Below are 20,366 nucleotides of genomic sequence, written 5' to 3' on the forward strand. Positions count from 1 at the left end.
CGAAGCCGGTGCCTGTATGGGTATCCAGTCATTTCAACCCAACTGACTACAATCCGCCCCCATGGCGACTTCCCCCAAGACATCTTCAGACTCCGCTTCCGGCTATTCGGAAGGCTCCATCCGCGTGCTCAAGGGCCTCGAGCCCGTGAAGCAGCGCCCGGGCATGTACACCCGGACCGACAACCCCCTGCACATCATCCAGGAAGTGCTCGACAACGCCGCCGACGAAGCGCTGGCGGGCTACGGCAAGAAGATCAAGGTCACGCTGCACACCGACGGCTCGGTCAGCGTCGAGGACGACGGCCGCGGCATTCCCTTCGGCCTGCACCCCGAAGAGAAGGCCCCCGTGATCGAGCTGGTCTACACCCGGCTGCACGCCGGCGGCAAGTTCGACAAGGGCTCGGGCGGCGCCTACAGCTTCTCGGGCGGCCTGCACGGCGTGGGCGTGTCGGTGACCAACGCGCTGTCCAAGCGCCTCGAAGTCAGCTCGCACCGTGAAGGCTCGGTCGCCAAGCTGGCCTTCAGCGCCGGCGACGTGATCGAGGCGCTCGAAATCCGCAAGCTCGAAGCCGGCGAACGCAAGCAGGGCACCACCGTGCGCGCCTGGCCCGACGCCAAGTACTTCGAGACCGCCGCGCTGCCCATGGGCGAACTCACCCACCTGCTGCGCAGCAAGGCCGTGCTGATGCCCGGCGTGAGCGTCACGCTGGCCGTCGAGAAGACCGGCGAAAGCCAGCAGTGGCTCTACAAGGGCGGCCTGAGCGACTACCTGATGCAGACGCTCAACGGCGACCCGGTCATTCCGCTGTTCGAGGGCAGCGGCCATGCCGACAAGAACGCCGACAACTTCGCCGAAGGCGAGGGCGCCGACTGGTGCGTGGCCTTCACCGAAGACGGCCAGCCGGTGCGCGAGAGCTACGTCAACCTGATTCCCACCAGCGCCGGCGGCACGCACGAAAGCGGCCTGCGCGACGGCCTGTTCAACGCGGTGAAGAGCTTCATCGAGCTGCACTCGCTGCTGCCCAAGGGCGTGAAGCTCCTGCCCGAGGACGTGTTCGCGCGCGCCTCGTACGTGCTCAGCGCCAAGGTGCTCGACCCGCAGTTCCAGGGCCAGATCAAGGAACGCCTGAACTCGCGCGACGCGGTGCGCCTGGTGTCCAGCTTCGTGCGTCCCACGCTCGAGCTGTGGCTCAACCAGCACGTCGACTACGGCAAGAAGCTGGCCGAACTGGCCATCAAGGCCGCCCAGACCCGCCAGCGCGCTGGCCAGAAGGTCGAGAAGCGCAAGGGCTCCGGCGTGGCCGTGCTGCCCGGCAAGCTGACCGACTGCGAGAGCAAGGACATCAGCCACAACGAAGTCTTCCTGGTCGAGGGCGACTCCGCCGGCGGCAGCGCCAAGATGGGCCGCGACAAGGAAAGCCAGGCCATCCTGCCGCTGCGCGGCAAGGTGCTCAACACCTGGGAAGTGGAGCGCGACCGCCTGTTCGCCAACACCGAAATCCACGACATCTCGGTGGCCGTGGGCGTCGATCCGCACGGCCCCGCCGACACGCCCGACATGAGCGGCCTGCGCTACGGCAAGATCTGCATCCTGTCCGATGCCGACGTGGACGGCTCGCACATCCAGGTGCTGCTGCTCACGCTGTTCTTCCGGCACTTTCCCAAGCTCATCGAAGCCGGCCACGTGTATGTCGCAAAGCCGCCATTGTTCCGGGTCGATGCGCCCGCGCGCGGCAAGAAGCCGGCCTCCAAGGTTTATGCGCTGGACGAGGGCGAACTGACCGCCACGCTCGACAAATTGCGCAAGGATGGCGTGCGCGAAGGCGCCTGGAGCATCAGCCGCTTCAAGGGCCTGGGTGAAATGAGCGCGGAACAATTGTGGGAAACCACGCTCAATCCGGACACCCGTCGCCTGATGAAGGTCCAATTGGGCAGGTTCGATTTTTCGTCCACCCAGGGCGAGATCACCAAGCTGATGGGCAAGGGCGAAGCGGCGGCGCGGCGCGAGCTCATGGAATTGCGCGCAGACGACGTCGACATCGACGTCTGACAGTTTCCTTTTTCTTTCCTTCTTCTCACACGCATGTCGGTTTTCAAGCGTTCGCTGTGGTTGGCCCTTCTGCTGTGCATGCAGCAGGGGCTCGCGCACGCGACCGACATCTATGGCTACATCGACAGCAACGGCGTGGCGCATTTCGCGGCCGAGAAGGTCGACGAGCGCTACAAGCTCTTCTTCCAGGGCGGCCAGAGCTTCGACACCGCCAAGGGCCTGTCGCCGATGGGCCGCGGCAGCATCCACCGCCGGCTCGACGGCAGGGTGTCGCCGGCGTCGCAGAACCTGCTCGCCATGTTCGAGGCCTCGCCCGGCTACAAGACCGCCAAGGCGGCGCTGCGCGATGCGTCGAGCAAGCACGCGATCGACTACGAGCTGCTGCAGGCGCTGGTCGCCACCGAGTCGGGCTTCGATGCCAAGGCCGTCTCGCCCAAGGGCGCGATGGGGCTCATGCAGCTCATGCCGGCCACCGCGCAGCGCTACGGCGTGGCGACGGACAAGCGCGGCACGATCGAGAAGAAGCTGTTCGACCCGCACATCAACATCGCCGCCGGTTCGCGCTACCTGCGCGACCTGATCGCGATGTTCCCGGGCCAGATCGAGCTCGCGCTGGCCGCCTACAACGCGGGCGAGGGCGCGGTGCAGCGCGCGGGCAACAAGATCCCGAACTACAAGGAAACGCAGAACTACGTGCAGACCGTGCTGCAGCTGTATGCGTACCTCAAGCCCTCGGCCGTGACCGTGGGCGGCAACCTGCGCAGCGGAAGCGGCAGCAGTGGTGGCAGGACGCCCGGGCGCATCCGCATGGAAATGTCGGTGCCCAAGGGCGGCGCGATCGGGCGCGGCAACATGCCGTCCGAGTCGCCGCGCAATGTGCCGACCATGCCCGATATTCCCGAGCCGTCCGACGTGCCGACCAGCGCGGTGGAGCCGGGCGACGCTTCGCCGCCGTCGCCGCTGTCGTGATCCCGCAGGCCGCCATGCACCCCACTTTCATTTTGGGCTGAGCGCGAACGCACGCCGCCCGTCACTGTTTTTCTTTCTCTCTTCTTCATGGACGACTCTCAACCTCCGCTCGACCTTGCAGGCCCCACCGACGGCGACACCACCCTCACGCTGGCCGACTACGCGCAGACCGCCTACCTCGAATACGCCCTGAGCGTGGTCAAGGGCCGCGCGTTGCCCGATGTGTCCGACGGCCAGAAGCCGGTGCAGCGGCGCATCCTGTACTCGATGTCGCGCATGGGCCTGGGCTTCGGCGGCACCAACGGCACCGTGGGCGCCAAGCCCGTGAAGAGTGCGCGCGTGGTCGGCGACGTGCTCGGCCGCTTCCACCCGCACAGCGACCAGGCCGCGTACGACGCGCTGGTGCGCATGGCGCAAGACTTCTCGCAGCGCTATCCGCTGGTCGACGGCCAGGGCAACTTCGGCAGCCGCGACGGCGACGGCGCCGCGGCCATGCGCTACACCGAAGCGCGCCTGGCGCGCATCACCAGCCTCTTGCTCGACGAGATCGACGAAGGCACGGTCGACTTCATTCCCAACTACGACGGCAGCACCGAGGAGCCGCGCCTGCTGCCCGCGCGGCTGCCGTTCACGCTGCTCAACGGCGCCAGCGGCATCGCCGTGGGCCTGGCCACCGAGATCCCGAGCCACAACCTGCGCGAGATCGCCGACGCTTGCGTGGCGCTGATCAAGTCCAACGGCAAGCTCAGCGAAGAAGAGCTCTTCGCCCTCGTGCCCGGCCCCGACTACCCGGGCGGCGCGCAGATCATCAGCAGCGCCAGCGACATCGCCGACGCCTACCGCACCGGCCGCGGCTCGCTCAAGGTGCGCGCGCGCTGGAAGATCGAAGACCTCGCGCGCGGCCAGTGGCAGCTCGTGGTCAACGAACTGCCGCCGGGCGTGAGCACGCAGAAGGTGCTCGAAGAAATCGAGGAAATCACCAACCCGAAGGTCAAGGCGGGCAAGAAGGCGCTCTCGGCCGATCAGACGCAACTGAAGGCCGCGATGCTGTCGGTGCTCGACGTGGTGCGCGACGAGTCGAGCAAGGACGCCGCCGTGCGCCTGGTGTTCGAGCCCAAGACCTCGCGCATCAGCCAGGACGAGTTCGTGACCACGCTGCTGGCGCAGACCTCGCTCGAGACCTCGTCGTCGATCAACCTCACGATGGTCGGCATTGACGGCAAGCCCACGCAGAAGTCGCTGCGCCAGATGCTCAACGAGTGGATCGCGTTCCGCGAGATCACCGTCGAGCGGCGTTCGCGCCATCGCCTGGACAAGGTGCAGGACCGCATCCACATCCTCGAAGGCCGGCAGCTGGTGCTGCTGAACATCGACGAGGTGATCGCCATCATCCGCGCGGCGGAAGACCCGAAGGCGGCGCTCATCGCGCGCTTCAACCTCAGCGAACGCCAGGCCGAGGACATCCTTGAAATCCGGCTGCGCCAACTCGCGCGGCTCGAGGCCATCAAGATCGAGCAGGAACTGGCCGGCCTGCGCGACGAGCAGAAGAAGCTCGAAGACATCCTCTCCAGCCCGGCCACGCTGCGCCGCCTGCTGGTGAAGGAAATCGAAGCCGACGCCAAGACCTTCGAAGACCCGCGTCGCACGCTCATCCAGGCCGAGAAGCGCGCCGTGGCCGAGGTGAAGGTGGTCGACGAGCCCGTCACCGTGATCGTGTCGCAGAAGGGCTGGGTGCGCGCGCAGAAGGGGTGGGCCAGCGAGAAGGCCGCCGGCAACGGCGGCACCGCGCCCGAGTACAGCTTCAAGTCGGGCGACACGCTCTACGGCGCCTTCGAGTGCCGCAGCGTCGACACGCTGCTGGTCTTCGGCAGCGCCAAGGACAAGAGCGTGCGCGTCTACACCGTGCCCGTGGCCTCGCTGCCCGGTGCGCGCGGCGACGGCCAGCCCGTCACCACGCTCATCGAGCTCGATGCCGGCACGCACGTCACGCATTTCTTCGCGGGCCCGGTGGGCGCCTGCCTGCTGCTGGCCAACACCGGCGGCTACGGTTTCATGGCCACCATCGAGAACATGATGTCGCGCCAGCGCGGCGGCAAGGCCTTCATCGATGTGGGCGAGGGCGAGCAGCTGTGCCGGCCGTCGCTGGTGGGCGGCGCGAGCGGTGCCGAGCCGATGCCGGCCGCCACGCACGTGGCCTGCGCCTCGAGCGGCAAGCGCATCCTGACGTTCGACATCACCGAGCTCAAGAGCCTGCCCAAGGGCGGCCGCGGCCTGATGCTGATCGACCTGGAGGCCAAGGAGTCACTGGCCGGTGCGGTGGCCTACACGCGCAGCGTGCGGATCGAAGGCGTCGCCCGCGGCGGCAAGGAGCGCGAAGAAACGCTCGAGATCCGCTCGCTCAACAACGCGATGGGGGCCCGTGCGCGCAAGGGCAAGGTGGCAGACCTCGGATTCACGCCGGCGAGCGTGGTGCGGGTGCTCTGATGTTGGGCGGCATCGACATCAGCATCCTCGGCGTGGTCCTCGCCGTGGTCACGGGCTTCGGCAGCTACATCCTGGGGCGCCGCATGCGCGAGAAGCGCCAGGGCAAGCGGCGCGCGAAAGACCGCGCCATCGCGCAGGCCAACGAGACGCGTCAGGTGCGGCGCGCGCGCGAGCGGCGCGAGCAGGAAGGCAAGTAGGCAGGCAGGCCGAGGGGCTGGCTCACCAGCCCCCGTAGCCGTCGACGTTCTCGCGCGTCACGAGCTTCGACGGCAACAGCAGCACGCGCTGCGCCGGGGGCTGGCCCTTCAGGAGCTTCAGCCCGATCTGGGCCGCCCGCTGGCCCATCAACGTGGGCGACTGCGTGGCGCTGCCTGCGATCAAGGTGGCCGGGTCTTGCAGCCGCTGCGCCACCTCCGGCGAACCGTCCATCGCCGTGATGACGATGTCGCGCCGGCCCGCGACCTGGGCCGCCAGTTCCGCGCCGATGCCGCACAGGTCGTTGATCGCGAACACGCCCGACAGCTTCGGATGGCGCGCGAGCAGCCGCGTCATCTGTTCGACGCCGCCGTCCTTGGTGGCGCCGCCATTGAGCGCCATCGACACGACGCGCACGCCGGGTGCGGCGTTCAACGCCTCGCGGCAGCCGTTGACGCGGCCCACCGCGGCCGTGTTCGGCGGGCCGTCGATGATCGCCACTTCGCCTTTGCCGCCGAGCGTGCGCACCAGGTGTTCGCAAGAGAGCCTGCCGGCCGCGCGGCTGTCGGTCACCACGGCCGCGTCCGCGCCTTGCACGAGCGCATCGACCGCCACGACCTTGATGCCGGCCGCGCGCGCCTCCGCGACGCGGGCGTGCAGGCTGGTCGAATCGACCGGCGTCACGATCACCAGCTGCACGCGCTGGCGGATCATCTCCTTGAGCTGCTCGTCCTGCCGCTGCGGATCGAACCCGCTCGACACGACCGTGATGTGCGCCGCGTTGCGACTGTCTGCGGCCAGCGTGCTTTCCACTGCGCGCGCGATGTAGGCAAAGAAGGGGTTGCGCAGGTCGCTCACGAGCACGCCGACGCGCGGGCCCTTGCCATGGTTGGCATGTGTCGCGAGCGCGCTGCCCACGGGGCCCACGGCGAGGAGGAGGGCCAGCAGCCAGGTGCGCCAGGGACGTTTCATGGGCATGGGTGCGAGGGCCTCGTTGCGAGAGGGGGCCGGTGAAGGGGTGGGGATGATGACATGTTCCGCAGCGCCTCGCATCCGCGATCTGCGGGGCAAGCGTGAGGGAATGGACGGACCTGCTGACCTCGGTCGGTGCCGATGTTGTCGCGGGTCGGCAGCGTGGGCGGCGGCAGTGTCAGACCTGGAGGAAGAAGAGGTTGCCCGGGTCGCTGACGATCAGGCCGATGTGCGGCGCATCGGGGGTGCGACGGCCCGTGCGCCTGCGATCGATGCCAGCACGCGCCCCGTGGCGAAACCCCTGGCGATGCGCGCCAGGCGGCGCCTCGGGGCGCGCGTCGAGATGGCGGGGATGCCGCCTCCTTTCTTGCCGGTTCTTCTTGTGATCACCTTGCTCCCTGTGGCTGCTGCCTTGCAGATGACGGTGTCGTCCGCGATCGGCGTCCGGTGAGGGATTCGTCGCGGCGACACGGCGATTGAACCGGCCGCTGGTTAACTGTCTGTAAACCTTCCAAAAGTGACGAGCAACATTTGAAATACGCACCGCCGCGCGGACGGTGCACTCCTTACTTCAGCCCGGCCCACCAACGCACGTTGGTGCGTGCCTGGCCCACCGTGAGCACTTCGCCGATCACCGGCGTGGCCAGGTCGATCTTCTTCGCCTGCGCCAGGTCGGCGATGCGGTCCAGCGGGTCGTGCCAAGTGTGGAAGGCCAGGTCGAAGGTGCTGTTGTGCACCGAATAGAGCACCTTGCCGCGCAGGTCTTCGAAGGCCTGCACGCTCTGCTCGGGCGTCATGTGCACGCCGGGCCAGTAGGCGTCGTAGGCGCCGTTTTCCATCAACGCCAGGTCGAAGCCGCCGAAGCGTTCGCCGATCTGCTTGAAGCCGGGGAAGTAGCCCGAGTCGCCGCTGTAGAAGATGCGCTGGTCGCCGCTTTGCACCACCCACGAGGCCCACAGCGTGCGGTCGCGGTCGGTCAGCGTGACCGCGCGGCCCGAGAAATGCTGCGCGGGCGTGGCGGTGAGCTTCACGCCCGCATGCTCGCCGCCTTGCCACCAGTCGAGCTCGGTGACGCGCTCGGCGGGCACGCCCATCTCGACGAGCCGGGCGCGCACGCCCAGCGGCACGAAATAGCGCTGCACGCGCGTGGCGAGGTACTCGATGGTGGCGACGTCCAAGTGGTCGTAGTGGTCGTGCGAGAGGATCACGGCCTCGATCGGCGGTAGCTGCTCCAGCTGGATCGGCGGCTTGTGGAAGCGCTTCGGCCCGACCCAGGTGAAGGGCGAGACGCGTTCGCTGAACACGGGGTCGATGAGCCAGTACTTGCCCTTGAGCTTCAGCAGGTGCGACGAGTGGCCCAGGCGCACCACGTGGTTGGCGTCGACCGCGAGCGCGTCGAGCGCCTGGGGCGTCAGGGCGCGCACCGGAATCGGGTCGACCGGCACGGTGTCGACCTTGCTGCCGACGATGAAGCGCGACCAGATGCGCCAGGTGCTGGCGGCGGGCTGCAGCTCGGGGTTGGGCATGTTCTGGAACACGCCGCCCTTGAACTGCGGCGAGTTGTCGTAGCGCGTTTCCCCGCCGCCGGCGCTGCTGCAGCCGGCCACGAACGCGCAGCCCGCCGTGGCGAGCACCGCGCTGCGGCGCAGCAGCCGGGGTAAGTAAGCGCCTTGCGAATCCGATTCGTCAGCCATGGGAAAGCCCTCTGCGTGTGTGTTGGTCTTGAGGCGCGAGACTAGCGGGAGTTGGCTTTTCAATGGTTTCAGCGACAGAAACATTCGGCGGGCGGGGGCAATCCGCGGGCCGGCGGCATACTGCGGCGATCCACGTCCACAGCCCTTCATCGCCATGAAAACTGCCATCCTCGTCATCGACATGCAGCGCGGCCTTTGCGACGATCCGCCCCGGCCGTACGAGGCCGAAGCGGTCATCGCGCGCATCAACGCGCTCACGGCGCGGGCCCGCGCGGCGGGCGTGCCGGTGGCTTTCGTCCAGCACGAGAACGCCATCGACCTGGAGTTCGATTCCGAGCGCTGGCAGCTGGCCGATGCCTTGCAGGTGACGCCGGCGGACGCGCGCCTGCGCAAGACCACGCCCGACTCGTTCCTGCGCACGCCGCTCGAAGCCTGGCTGTCGGGGCAGGGCGCTCGGCGCGTGGTGGTCTGCGGCTATTCGTCGGAGTTCTGCGTGGACACCACCGTGCGCCGCGCTGCCGCGCTGGGCTACGAGGTGGTGCTGGCGGCCGACGCCCACACCTCGCACGACAAGCCGCACGCCAAGGGCGCCTTCATCCGCGCGCACCACAACGCGACGCTGTCGGACATCACGAGCTTCGGCGTGCCGATCCGCGCGATCGACAGCGCGGACATCGCTTTCGGCGATTGATCTGGCGCTAGGGCATGCGCCCGGTGGCCAGTGCGTGGGCCCAGTCCGCACGCCCATTGGCAGCAGCCAGTGCCGCCATGGCCGAGTGGTCGTAGGGCACGGTGACCAGCGTGCAGGTCCACTGCCCGTGGTCGTGCCGTTCGACCAGCGCGTAGCGCGCATCGGGTGAGCCGGTCTCCACGTGGTGCGGGTACGGATGCTCGTCGCCATAGGCCTGCAGGCCGACGCTGCCCGGGTTGACGATCAAGGTGCCGTTGGATGCGTGCATCACGCGCGGCAGGTGCGTGTGGCCGCAGGCGACCAGTTCCGTGCCGGCGTCCACTGGGCCGAGACGCGCATCGACCTCCGCCGAGGTGGCCATGCGCATTTGCGTGGGCTCGACCGTTTCTAGGAAGTAGGTGAGGTCGCTCTCCGGCGTGCCGTGGCACAGCAGCACCTCGGCGCTGAAACGCAGGCGCGGCGTGAGCGAGGCGATCCATGCGAATTCCGCTTCGCCCAGTCGAGCGTGTGCGAAGGCGTCGGACTCGCCGCGCTGGCCGGAGGTCGGCAACGTGAGCAGTTGCCGTTCGTGGTTGCCGGCGAGTTGGACCCAGTCCTGCGCCATCAGGAACTGCGCAGTCTCCAGCGGCATCAGCGGGCCTGAGAGGCTGTCGCCGAGGTTGACGGTGGCATCCACCTGGCTGCGCTCGATGTCTTCGACGACGGCTTTCAGTGCGGGGAGGTTTCCGTGGATGTCGGAGACGAGGGCGATGCGCATGCGTGGCTTCTTTGTGAGGGCGGTGATCTTAGTTCGGGGTGCGTGCACAGGCCACCGGGTACTTCCCTCCGCGAATGTCCCCCGGCCTGCGGCCTCCTCCTTGATTTCGCTGCGGGAAGCACCCAGTGTCCTGCGCACGGGACACGCTGCTGGTGCTCGCCGATCAACGACTGCACTGCCCAACGCTCACGTCGATGCGGTGCCTTGCGCAGCGAAATCAAGGAGGAGCCCGAAGGGCGGGGGACATTCGCGGAGCAAGGTACCGCGTCGGCGGGAGCGTCGCCCTGAACCAAACCTTCAGTCCGCCCCAGCCCGCCACACCCGCGCCAGCGCCGCCAGCTTGCCCCGAAGACTCAGCCGGTCGTTCGACAGCGCATCGATGAAGTCCGACAGCCGCTGCGACTTCACCATCGTGTAGATCGTGAGCCAGGTGGTGAACACGAACACCACGCCGAACCAGATCGCCTTGCGCCACAGTGGCGCATCGGCTTCGGCCAGCAGGTTCATCCCGAGGAAGCCGGTGGTGACGGTGCCGATGAGGCCGAACAGCGTGACCACCGTGAGCCGCACCACGGTGCTGGCCTGCCGGCGCAGGCTGTCGGCATCGAGGTAGGTGTTCATGTCGGCGATGCGCGCCTTGACCTCGTCGTACAGCGGGTCGAGCCCGAGGTGCGCGGCGCACATGTGCGAGAGCGCGCGCACCTGCGCCTGCTCCGAAATCTCGTGGAACCAATAGCGGTGCGTGAAGCGAAGAAAGCGCTCGAAGCTCGCGCGGATGGCGCGCTTGAACTGCTTCACGCTCGGCGTGCTGCGGATGTCGAGCTTCTTCAGCGCCTCGACCAGCTGGTCCGAGAACATCAGCAGCGAGGCCTTCTGGAAATGCGCGATGAGGAACAGCAGGAAGTGCTGGTGCCTGAACTGCGCGAGCACGCCGCGGTCGCGGCAGCAGAAGAACTCGGAGCGCGCGTCGCCCACCACGACGAGGGCGTGGCCGTTGCACAGGTAGCGCGTGTTGGGCGCCGCGCCCGTGTTCACCCAGAAGCGGTCATAGCAGTACTTGTGCTCGAAGTCGGCCAGGTGGTGCTCGGCATAGGGCAGGTGGGCATCGGCGCCGCCCGCGCCGGTGACCAGCGCGAGCCGCACGAAGTCGTCGCGCGTGAGGCGGCGCGGATCGTCCAGCGACAGATAGGCCATCACCGGCATGCGGTAGTACTCGATCTGGCGGTAACGCAGCACACCGGGGTCGTCCGAATGGTCGCTCACCAGCGGCTGCATCAGGTAGGCCCAGTGCGCGGCGATGCGCGGTGCGCGGTGCTGGGCCACGTGCGACAGGAAGGCGTCGCGCTGCTGCGCGTCGGAGGCGGCGAGCACGCGGCCGTCGGCGTCCAGCCACTCGACGCTGGCCATGCAGTGCAGGGCCGCGCCGTCGGGCTCCCAGCCCGAAGGGTAGGCGCGGCCGAAGCGGTAGAGGATGTCCTGCGCCTGCGCCAGGCTCAGGTGGTCGGTGCCGACCTCGAGGTTGAGCAGCACCACGTCGATGTCGAAGAAGAAGTACAGGTCGCAGTGAATCACGTCGAGCGTGACGGGCGCCTCGCCGGGGTGGGCCACCAGCCGCACGGCCGCGATGTCGCGGCGGCGGAACACGCGCATCGGCGAGTCGCCGTCGCTGCCCGCGGCGTCGGTGCTGCCGCGCGATCGGCCTTCGCCGTACAGGAAGCGCTGCACGTAGGGCAGGAAGCTCACGAACTCGTTGTAGTGGCGCTCGTGGAAGCGGCCGCTGTCGCCGGTGTATTCGTCGACCTCCTCGCGCCAGGGCGAGGCCTCGCCCAGATCGCGCAGCACGTGCCAGGGGCCGTGGTGCGTGGGCGCCGCGCCGGGCGCCGGTACGAGGCGCAAGGGCCAGAGCAGCGCCTGCCGGAAATGCTGCACGACGGGGCCGGTGGCCGGGGTGCCTGCCGGGGAAGAAGTGGGGTCCGCGTGGGGGTTCGGCATCGCGCCAGTGTAGGCAGGCGGGTAGGGCAAAACGCCCACCTAGGGGAATCCCTAGCTAGGCCTGAAACCGGTTTCATTTAAGCTGCAAGCATTCCTTTCAGGGTCTGTGCACGGCCTGGCCGTGCACGCTCCGCCATGAACTACCAGTTCCAATTCGACGCCGTCTTTGCCGCCTGGCCGCTGTTGCTCAAGGGCACGTGGATCACGGTGCAGCTCTCGCTCACCGCCACCTTGCTGGGGCTGGTGGTGGCCATCTTCTGTGCCTGGGGCAAGACCTCGGGGCCGGGCTGGCTGCGCTTCATCGTCAATGCCTACATCGAGGTGATCCGCAACACGCCGTTCCTCGTGCAGCTGTTTTTCTTCTTCTTCGCACTGCCGGCCATCGGCCTGCGCTGGTCGCCGCAGACGGCCGCGCTGGTGGCGATGGTGGTGAACCTGGGCGCCTACGCCACGGAGATCATCCGCGCGGGCATCGAGTCGATTCCCAAGGGCCAGATCGAGGCGGGCCGCGCGCTCAACCTCAAGCCCTGGGAGATCTTTCGCTTCGTGATCATCAAGCCCGCGCTGAAGGCGATCTACCCCGCGCTCACGAGCCAGTTCATTTTGCTGATGCTGAGCTCGGCCGTGGTCTCGGTCATCTCGGCCGACGACCTGACCTCGGTGGCCGCCAACCTGCAGTCGCAGACCTTCCGCAGCTTCGAGATCTACATCGTGGTCGCGGCCATCTACCTCGCGCTGGCACTGGCTTTCTCGGCCATGTTCAAGCTGATCTACAAGCGCACGCTCAACTACCCGGACCGCCGGTAACTGACTGACCACGACGGACGGAGCACACACCATGCGCACCTTCGGTTTTCCCGAATTCCTTTTCATCCTCGAAGCCGCCCAGTGGACGCTGGCGCTGTCGGCCATCGCCTTCGTGGGCGGCGCCATCCTGGGGCTGCTCATCGCGCTCATGCGCACGTCGGAATCGACGTGGGCGCGCGCCGTGTCGACCACCTTCATCCAGATCTTCCAGGGCACGCCGCTGCTGCTGCAGCTGTTCCTGGTGTTCTTCGGCGCGCCGGTGCTGGGGCTGGACATCAACCCGTGGGTCGCCGCGGGCGTGGCGCTGGTGCTGAACAGCGCGGCCTTCCTGGGCGAAATCTGGCGCGGCTGCATCCAGGCCATTCCGCGCGGCCAGTGGGAGGCGGCGCAGGCGCTGAACCTGCACTACGTGGCGCGCATGCGCGACGTGGTGCTGCCGCAGGCCTTCAAGATCGCGCTGGCGCCCACGGTGGGCTACCTGGTGCAGATCATCAAGGGCACGTCGCTCGCGGCCATCATCGGCTTCGTCGAGGTCACGCGCGCCGGACAGATCGTCAACAACGCCACCTTCCAGCCGCTCATCGTGTTCTCGGTGGTGGCCGCCATCTACTTCGTGATCTGCTGGCCGCTGTCGCTGCTGGCGGCGCGCATGGAGCGCAAGCGCGCCCAGGCGCTCGCACGTTGACCCTTTTCGCTTTTCCTTTCTCGTCGCTTCCTTTCTTTATTCAGGAGACACATCCAATGACCGTTACCACCACCCGCCGCGCTGCCATCGCAGCCCTGGGCCTCGGCGCCGCGCTGACCGTGTTCGCTCCCTTCGCTTCGGCGCAAAGCATGGCCGACATCAAGAAGAAGGGCGAGATCACCATCGGCATGCTGGTCGACTTTCCGCCCTACGGCACCACCGACGCCAAGAACCAGCCCGACGGCTACGACGCCGACGTGGCCAAGCTGCTGGCGAAAGACTGGGGCGTCAAGGCCAACATCGTGCCGGTCACCGGCCCGAACCGCATTCCGTTCCTGCTGACCAACAAGGTCGACCTGCTGGTGGCTTCGCTGGCCGTGACGCCCGAGCGTGCCAAGCAGGTGCAGTTCTCGCAGCCCTACGCGGCCGCGACCATCGTGCTGTACGGCGCGACCAAGACCTCCATCAAGGCTGCAGGCGACCTGAAGGGCCTGCGCGTGGGCGTGGCCCGCGCCTCGACGCAAGACGTGGCCGTGACCAAGGCCGCGCCCGAAGGCACCGAGATCCGCCGCTTCGACGACGACGCCTCGGCCATGCAGGCCCTCATCTCGGGCCAGGTCGATGCGATCGGCTGCTCGGTCACGGTGGCGGCGCAGATCGCCAAGCGCGTGCCGGCCAACACCTTCGAAAACAAGTTCACGCTGGTGCAGCAGTCGATGGGCATCGCGATGCGTCCGGGCCAGGAAGAGCTGACCAAGGCCGTGAACGAATTCGTGCAGAAGAACACCGCCAACGGCGAGCTGAACAAGCTCTATCAAAAGTGGCTGCAGGCCGACCTGCCCAAGATGCAGTGAGCCCCCGCGGCTGAAGAAGAAGGAATCCTGGCATGACGACGGAATCGATCATCCGCATGGAAGCGGTCAACAAGTGGTACGGTGAATTCCAGGTGTTGACCGGCATCGACCTGTCGGTGCGCCAGGGCGAGCGCATCGTGATCTGCGGGCCCTCGGGCTCGGGCAAGTCGACGCTCATCCGCTGCATCAACCGGCTGGAGACGGTGCAAAAGGGCCGCATCGTGGTCGACGGCATCGACCTCACGGCTGGCGGCAAGAACGTGGATGCGGTGCGGGCCGAGGTCGGCATGGTGTTCCAGCAGTTCAACCTGTTCCCGCACCTCACCATCCTGGAGAACTGCACGCTGGCGCCGATGCGCTCGCGCGGCATGACCAAGGCGCAGGCGGAAGAGGTGGCCATGAAGTACCTCACGCGCGTGCGCATTCCCGAGCAGGCCAAGAAGTACCCGAGCCAGCTCTCGGGCGGCCAGCAGCAGCGCGTGGCGATTGCGCGCGCGCTGTGCATGTCGCCCAAGATCATGCTGTTCGACGAGCCCACCTCGGCGCTCGACCCCGAGATGGTCAAGGAAGTGCTCGACACCATGATCGGCCTGGCCGAAGACGGCATGACCATGCTGTGCGTGACGCACGAGATGGGCTTTGCCCGCAGCGTGGCCGACCGCGTGATCTTCATGGCCGACGGCAAGATCGTCGAGCAGGCACCGCCGCAGGAGTTCTTCGGCAACCCCAAGGACGAGCGCACGCGCCAGTTCCTGGGGCAAATCCTCAGCTCGCACCAAGCCCACTGATGGCCTTCGAAGTCCTGATTTCTCTGTCGTCCTTCGGTGCGGCCGAGGTGGGGCGGCACGGCCAGCTCTGGTGCTCGCAACTCTCGCGCGCGGCCGGTGCCGACTCGGTGGAAGTGCGCGGCGAGATGCTGCGCGACGCCGAGGCCGAACTGCCTGCGTTGCATGGCCTCGCATTGGTCTACTCCAGCCCCGAGGGCCTGTGGGCCGAAGGCGGCTGGCTCGACAGCGCCGCGCTGCAACGCGGCATCGCCGCCGCCACGCGCGTGGGCGCGAAGCGGCTCAAGATGGCCATCGGCGACTTCCAGGCCTCGTCGCACGGCTCGCTCTGGGGCCTGAAGGTGGCGCTGGCCGAAACCCGCGTCGAGCTGCTCATCGAAAACGACCAGACCGTGCGCGCCGGCACGCTGGCTGCGCTGCAGGCCTTCTTCGACGTGGCCGACCGCGCCGGCGTGCCGCTCGGAATGACCTTCGACATGGGCAACTGGCACTGGCTCGGCGAGTGCCCGCTGCAGGCCGCGCAGGCGCTCGGCCACCGCGTGCGCTACGTGCATTGCAAGGGCGCGCAGCGCCTGCCGCACAAGTGGGTGGCGGTGCCGATGGGCGACTCGGTCGCGCCGTGGCGCGCGGTGCTGCGCGCACTGCCGGCCGACGTGCCGCACGCCATCGAATACCCTCTGGTGGGCGACGACCTGCTGGCCGTCACCCGCTCGCAGATCGACTTCATCCGCGCCGCACGGGCGTAGGGATACACACATGACGGAACCCACCGCCTTCGACGTCGCGCTGTTCGGCGAAGCCATGCTGCTGCTTGTGGCCGACCGGCCCGGCCCGCTGGAAGACGCCCAGTCGTTCCACAAGCGCACCGCCGGTGCCGAGACCAACGTGGCCATCGGCCTGTCGCGCCTGGGCCTGAAGGTCGGCTGGGCCAGCCGCCTGGGCACCGACTCCATGGGCCGCGCGCTGCTGGCCGCGATGCGCGCCGAGGGCATCGACTGCTCGCACGTGATCACCGACGCGACGCAGCGCACCGGCTTCCAGTTCAAGGGCCGCGTCACCGACGGCAGCGACCCGCCGATCGAATACCACCGCAAGGGCTCGGCCGCCAGCCACATGGGCCCGGCCGACGTCGACGAAGCCTGGCTGCGCTCGGCGCGCCACCTGCATGCCACCGGCGTGTTCGCCGCCATCTCCGAGACCAGCCTGCAGGCCGCGCTCAAGTCGATGGACGTGATGCGTGCGGCTGGCCGCACCATCTCGTTCGACACCAACCTGCGGCCCACGCTGTGGTCGTCCACCGAGACCATGCGCCACTGGGTGAACGAACTCGCTTCGCGTGCCGACTGGGTGCTGCCTGGCATCGAAGAGGGCCTGCTGCTCACCGGCCACGACAAGCCCGAAGACGTGGCGAAGTTCTACCGCGAACGCGGCGCGAAGCTGGTCGTCGTCAAGCTCGGCGCGGCCGGCGCCTACTACGACAGCGACGTGGCCGGCACCGGCCATGTCGACGGCTTCCCGGTGAAGGAAGTGATCGACACCGTGGGCGCGGGCGACGGCTTTGCGGCCGGCGTGGTGAGCGCGCTGCTCGAAGGCCGCAGCGTGCCCGACGCGGTGCGCCGCGGCGCCTGGATCGGCGCACGCGCCGTGCAGGTGCTCGGCGACACCGAAGGCCTGCCGACGCGGGCGCAACTCGAAGAAGCGGGACTCTGATGACCAAGAAGAATGTGCTGGTGTTCCGGGCCCTGCCCGAAGACCAGCTGGCGCGGCTGCAGGCGGTGCACCACGTCACCGTGGCCGATCCGCGCAAGGCGCCCGAGGCCTTTGCCGCTGCGCTTGCCACTGCGAACGGGCTGATCGGTTCGAGCTACAACGTCGACGCTGCGCTGCTGGATGCGGCGCCGCAGCTCGAAGTGATTTCGAGCGTGTCGGTCGGCGTCGACAACTACCCGCTGGCCGAGCTGCACCGCCGCGGCATCGTGCTGTGCCACACGCCCGATGTGCTCACCGAGACGGTGGCCGACACGGTGTTCGCGATCCTCATGGCCACGCAGCGCCGCGTGGTCGAGCTGTCGACGATGGTGCGCGAAGGCCGCTGGACCAAGAACATCGGCGAGGAATTCTTCGGCACCGACGTGCACGGCAAGACGCTGGGCATCCTTGGCTTTGGCCGCATCGGCCAGGCCGTGGCGCGCCGCGCCGCACTGGGCTTCGGCATGCCGGTGCTCTATCACGCGCGTCGCCCGGTCGACCTGGCCGCGCAGGCGCCCGAGCTGCAGGGCCGCGCCACGCACACGCCGCTGGACGAGCTGCTCGCGCGCGCCGACATCGTGCTGGCGATGCTGCCGCTGACCGACGCCACGCGCGGCATGATCGACGCCGCCTTCTTCGCGCGCATGAAGCCGGGCGCGTCGTTCATCAACGGCGGCCGTGGTGCCACCGTGAACGAAGCCGCGCTGCTCGACGCGCTCGACCACGGCACCTTGCGCGCCGCCGGCCTCGACGTGTTCGCGAAGGAGCCACTGCCGGCCGACTCGCCGCTGCGCACGCACCCGCGCGTGACGCCGCTGCCGCACATCGGCTCGGCCACGCACGAGACGCGCCACGCGATGGCCGCGCTGGCCACGACCAACCTGCTGCAGGTGCTGGCCGGCCAGAAGCCCACGGCACCCTACGACACGGCCGCCGCCTGACATGAAGCCCACAGGCCGCGCCACCATCGCCGACGTCGCCGAAGCCGCGGGCGTCTCGAAGGCCACCGTCTCGCGCTTTTTGAACCACCGCGAGCGCCTGCTGAGTCCCGACATCGCCGCGCGCGTCGAGGCCGCCATCGCCAAGCTGGCGTACTCGCCCAGCCCGATGGCGCAGGCGCTGAGCCACGGCCGCTCGCGGCTCATCGGCCTGATCGTGGCCGACATCACCAACCCGTACTCGGTGGCCGTGCTGCGCGGCGCCGAGAAGGCCTGCCAGGACGCCGGCTACCTCGTGATGCTGTTCAACCTGGGCAACGAGAGCGAACGCGAGCGCGAGGCCATCAATGCGCTCGCGGGCTACCAGGTCGACGGCTTCATCCTCAACACGCTGGGGCGCGGCAGCAACGTGGTCGATGCGGTCACGCTGCACGGCAAGCCCGCCGTGCTGGTCGACCGCCGGCACACGGGCATGCACACCGACTTCGTCTCGCTCGACAACCACGCCGCCATGCGCGACACCTGCGGCCACCTGGTCGAGGGCGGTTATCGCGAGCTGCTGTACGTCACCGAGCCGCAGAAGGGCGTGAGCTCGCGGCGCGAGCGCACGGCCGCCTTCGGCGCCTGCGTGGCCGCGCACGAGCCCCGCGTGGCGGGCGAGGTCTTCGAATCGGTCGAGGGCGAGAACGACGCGCTCGACGAGGCCTTGCGCGCGCTGCGCCAGCGCGCCAAACGGGGCCGCCGCGCCGCGGTGGTCGCGGGCAATGCCGTGGTCACGCTGCGCGTGGCGCAGGCCATGGCGCGGCTCGACTGGCGCTTCGGCGCCGACCTGGGCTTCGTGGGCTTCGACGATCCCGAATGGGCCTCGCTCATCGGGCCGGGCCTGAGCACCGTGGCGCAGCCGACCGACGAGATCGGCCGCGCGGCGGCCACCTGCCTCATCGAGCGCCTGCGCGGGCTCGACGCGGCGCCGCGTCAGCTGCTGCTGCCGGGCGAACTCATGGTGCGAGGCTCATCGACGGCACTGCCGTAGCGGATGCCGCAAAGGAGGCGGGCCCGCGCATCCAGCCGGCCGCGCGCTCCGCGATCATGATCGTCGGCGCGTTGGTGTTGCCGCCGATCAGCGTCGGCATCACCGAGGCATCGACCACGCGCAGGCCCGCGATGCCGTGCACGCGCAGCTGCGGGTCGACCACCGCCATCGAGTCCACGCCCATCTTGCAGGTGCCGACCGGGTGGTAGATGGTGTCGGCGCGCGCGCGGATGTGCTCTTCGAGCTGCGCGTCGGTGTGGGCGTCGGCGGTGTAGACCTCGCGGTGGCGGTATTTTTCGAGCGCGGGCGCGCGCATGATCTCGCGCGTCTTCTTCACGCCCTGCAGCAGCAGCGCCATGTCCTCCGGGTCGGCCAGGAAGCGCGGGTCGATGCGCGGCGCGGAGTCGGGGCTGGCGTCGTTCAGCCGCACGTCGCCCCGGCCCTTGGGGCGCAGCACGCACACATGGCACGAGAAGCCGAAGCCCGCGTGCAGCTTGCGCGCATGGTCGTCGGTGATCGCGATCACGAAGTGCAGTTGCAGGTCGGGCCGGCGCAGCTCGGGCGACGACTTGATGAAGGCGCCGCCTTCTGCAAAGGGCGTGGCGACCAGGCCCGTGCCGTCGCGGCGCCACTGGTTGATGGCCTTCAGCAGGTGCAGCCCGCCGACCGGGCCGATGCCGAACATGTCGGTCTGCTTGGACTTGTAGGCGACGATGAAGTCGCAGTGGTCCTGCAGGTTCTGCCCCACGCCGCGCAGCGCGTGCCGCACTTCGATGCCGTGGCGCGCGAGCTCGTCGGGGTCGCCGATGCCCGAGAGCATCAGCAGCTGCGGCGAGTTGAAGGCGCCGCCGCACAGCGCGACCTCGCGGCGCGCGCGAATGGTTTCGACGTTGCCGCCGCGCCGCACCTCGACGCCCACCGCGCGCCGGTCTTCGAGCACCACGCGCAGGGCCTGCGTGCCGGTCATCACCGAGAGGTTGGGGCGCTGGTCCATCACCGGGTGCAGGTAGGCCGCGGCGGCCGAGCAACGCTCGCCGTTCTTCGCGCCGCCGTGGAACTGCGTCACCTGGTAGAGCCCCGCGCCTTCCTGCTCGGGGCCGTTGAAGTCGTCGTTGCGCGCAATGCCGCACTCGGCGGCGGCGCGCACGAAGGCCTCGCTGATGGCGCGCGGGCTTTGCTGTTCCGACACCTGCAGCGGTCCGTCGGCGCCGTGCAGCGCGCTGGCGCCGCGCTGGTTGCCTTCGGCGCGCAGGAAGTGCGGCAGCACCTCGTCGAAACTCCAGCCGGCGCAACCTGAACGTGCCCAGTCGTCGTAGTCCTCGCGGTGGCCGCGCACGTAGAGCATGGCGTTGATCGCGCTGGAGCCGCCCAGGCAGCGCCCGCGCGGCTGGTAGCCGCGCCGCCCGTTCAGGCCGGGCTGCGGCACGGTCTGGTAGGCGTAGTTGTTGATGCGCGGACGGCCCGGCAGCATCGCCACCACGGCGGCCGGCGCCCGCACGAGGATGCCGCGGCCGTCGCCGCCGGCCTCGATGAGGCAGACCGTCACCGACGGGTCCTCGCTCAGGCGCGAGGCCAGCGTGGCGCCGCCCGAGCCGCCGCCCACGATCACGTAGTCGAATTCCGCCATGGCATCTGGTCCTTCTTGTCGTTGGATGTTGGGGGCGCCGAAGCGCCGATGCGTGCACCGGCATTGTGGCCAGCGTCCCCGGGG

Annotated in this window: 18 protein-coding genes; 13 read left to right on the forward strand and 5 right to left on the reverse strand. The window is 68.6% G+C overall.

Annotated features, from left to right (window positions below; translation table 11 throughout):
- Positions 1–61 precede the first annotated feature (61 nt).
- The 4 genes from AC07OX_RS24530 (at position 62) to AC07OX_RS24545 (ending at position 5,700) form a co-directional block, all read left to right on the forward strand.
- A complete protein-coding gene (locus tag AC07OX_RS24530; RefSeq protein WP_062474697.1) occupies positions 62–2,050 on the forward strand; it encodes a DNA topoisomerase IV subunit B in 1,989 nt (662 codons plus the stop codon).
- Between the two features lie 33 nt (positions 2,051–2,083).
- Positions 2,084–3,019 (forward strand): lytic transglycosylase domain-containing protein, encoded by a 936-nt coding sequence (locus AC07OX_RS24535; protein ID WP_495262284.1) that lies wholly within the window; start codon positions 2,084–2,086, stop codon positions 3,017–3,019.
- Positions 3,020–3,106: 87 nt separating this feature from the next.
- Positions 3,107–5,503, forward strand: coding sequence for a DNA topoisomerase IV subunit A (gene parC / locus AC07OX_RS24540; protein WP_495262283.1), 2,397 nt, complete (start codon positions 3,107–3,109; stop codon positions 5,501–5,503).
- Entirely contained in the window at positions 5,503–5,700 is a 198-nt protein-coding gene (locus AC07OX_RS24545; RefSeq protein WP_493192811.1) for a hypothetical protein, read from the forward strand. Before parC ends, AC07OX_RS24545 begins: the two co-directional genes overlap by 1 nt.
- A 22-nt stretch (positions 5,701–5,722) precedes the next feature.
- Here the strand turns inward: AC07OX_RS24545 and AC07OX_RS24550 are convergent, their stop codons facing one another.
- Both AC07OX_RS24550 and AC07OX_RS24555 read right to left on the reverse strand, forming a co-directional pair.
- A complete protein-coding gene (locus AC07OX_RS24550) occupies positions 5,723–6,676 on the reverse strand; it encodes an ABC transporter substrate-binding protein (protein ID WP_495262282.1) in 954 nt (317 codons plus the stop codon).
- A 560-nt stretch (positions 6,677–7,236) separates the two neighbouring features.
- On the reverse strand, positions 7,237–8,364 hold the full coding sequence (locus AC07OX_RS24555) for an MBL fold metallo-hydrolase (protein ID WP_495262281.1): 1,128 nt from the start codon (positions 8,362–8,364) through the stop codon (positions 7,237–7,239).
- A 154-nt stretch (positions 8,365–8,518) separates the two neighbouring features.
- Here AC07OX_RS24555 and AC07OX_RS24560 point away from each other — a divergent pair, with 154 nt between their 5' ends.
- Entirely contained in the window at positions 8,519–9,055 is a 537-nt protein-coding gene (locus AC07OX_RS24560) for a cysteine hydrolase family protein (protein ID WP_495262280.1), read from the forward strand.
- Between the two features lie 7 nt (positions 9,056–9,062).
- Here AC07OX_RS24560 and AC07OX_RS24565 read toward each other — a convergent pair whose 3' ends face one another.
- Together AC07OX_RS24565 and AC07OX_RS24570 are read right to left on the reverse strand one after the other, a co-directional pair.
- A complete protein-coding gene (locus tag AC07OX_RS24565) occupies positions 9,063–9,812 on the reverse strand; it encodes a metallophosphoesterase family protein (protein ID WP_495262279.1) in 750 nt (249 codons plus the stop codon).
- A gap of 297 nt (positions 9,813–10,109) precedes the next feature.
- Complete coding sequence (locus AC07OX_RS24570; protein WP_495262278.1) at positions 10,110–11,804, reverse strand: hypothetical protein; 1,695 nt, start codon at positions 11,802–11,804, stop codon at positions 10,110–10,112.
- A gap of 135 nt (positions 11,805–11,939) precedes the next feature.
- Between AC07OX_RS24570 and AC07OX_RS24575 the strand changes: the two genes are divergently transcribed.
- Genes AC07OX_RS24575 through AC07OX_RS24610 form a run of 8 tightly spaced genes read left to right on the forward strand, consistent with a single transcriptional unit; the run spans position 11,940 to position 18,655 of the window.
- Positions 11,940–12,611, forward strand: coding sequence for an amino acid ABC transporter permease (locus AC07OX_RS24575; RefSeq protein WP_062474717.1), 672 nt, complete (start codon positions 11,940–11,942; stop codon positions 12,609–12,611).
- Positions 12,612–12,642: 31 nt separating this feature from the next.
- Positions 12,643–13,296, forward strand: a complete 654-nt coding sequence (locus AC07OX_RS24580; protein WP_062474720.1) for an amino acid ABC transporter permease — start codon at positions 12,643–12,645, stop codon at positions 13,294–13,296.
- Between the two features lie 56 nt (positions 13,297–13,352).
- Positions 13,353–14,150 (forward strand): transporter substrate-binding domain-containing protein, encoded by a 798-nt coding sequence (locus AC07OX_RS24585; protein WP_095744763.1) that lies wholly within the window; start codon positions 13,353–13,355, stop codon positions 14,148–14,150.
- Between the two features lie 32 nt (positions 14,151–14,182).
- A complete protein-coding gene (locus AC07OX_RS24590; RefSeq protein ID WP_056583293.1) occupies positions 14,183–14,938 on the forward strand; it encodes an amino acid ABC transporter ATP-binding protein in 756 nt (251 codons plus the stop codon).
- Positions 14,938–15,681 (forward strand): sugar phosphate isomerase/epimerase family protein, encoded by a 744-nt coding sequence (locus tag AC07OX_RS24595; RefSeq protein WP_495262277.1) that lies wholly within the window; start codon positions 14,938–14,940, stop codon positions 15,679–15,681. Before AC07OX_RS24590 ends, AC07OX_RS24595 begins: the two co-directional genes overlap by 1 nt.
- A 10-nt stretch (positions 15,682–15,691) precedes the next feature.
- Positions 15,692–16,645, forward strand: coding sequence for a sugar kinase (locus tag AC07OX_RS24600; protein ID WP_095744765.1), 954 nt, complete (start codon positions 15,692–15,694; stop codon positions 16,643–16,645).
- Entirely contained in the window at positions 16,645–17,625 is a 981-nt protein-coding gene (locus AC07OX_RS24605; RefSeq protein ID WP_495262276.1) for a 2-hydroxyacid dehydrogenase, read from the forward strand. Before AC07OX_RS24600 ends, AC07OX_RS24605 begins: the two co-directional genes overlap by 1 nt.
- Position 17,626: 1 nt before the next feature.
- Positions 17,627–18,655: a LacI family DNA-binding transcriptional regulator gene (locus AC07OX_RS24610; protein ID WP_062474737.1), complete on the forward strand. Its 1,029-nt coding sequence runs from the start codon at positions 17,627–17,629 to the stop codon at positions 18,653–18,655.
- Here AC07OX_RS24610 and AC07OX_RS24615 read toward each other — a convergent pair.
- The gene (locus AC07OX_RS24615) at positions 18,621–20,282 is read right to left on the reverse strand and encodes a GMC family oxidoreductase (protein ID WP_495262275.1); all 1,662 of its coding nucleotides are present in this window, start codon (positions 20,280–20,282) and stop codon (positions 18,621–18,623) included. The two genes, AC07OX_RS24610 and AC07OX_RS24615, sit on opposite strands and share 35 nt — an antisense overlap.
- Positions 20,283–20,366 lie beyond the last annotated feature (84 nt).

Source organism: Variovorax sp. GW821-FHT09D07, assembly GCF_059416345.1.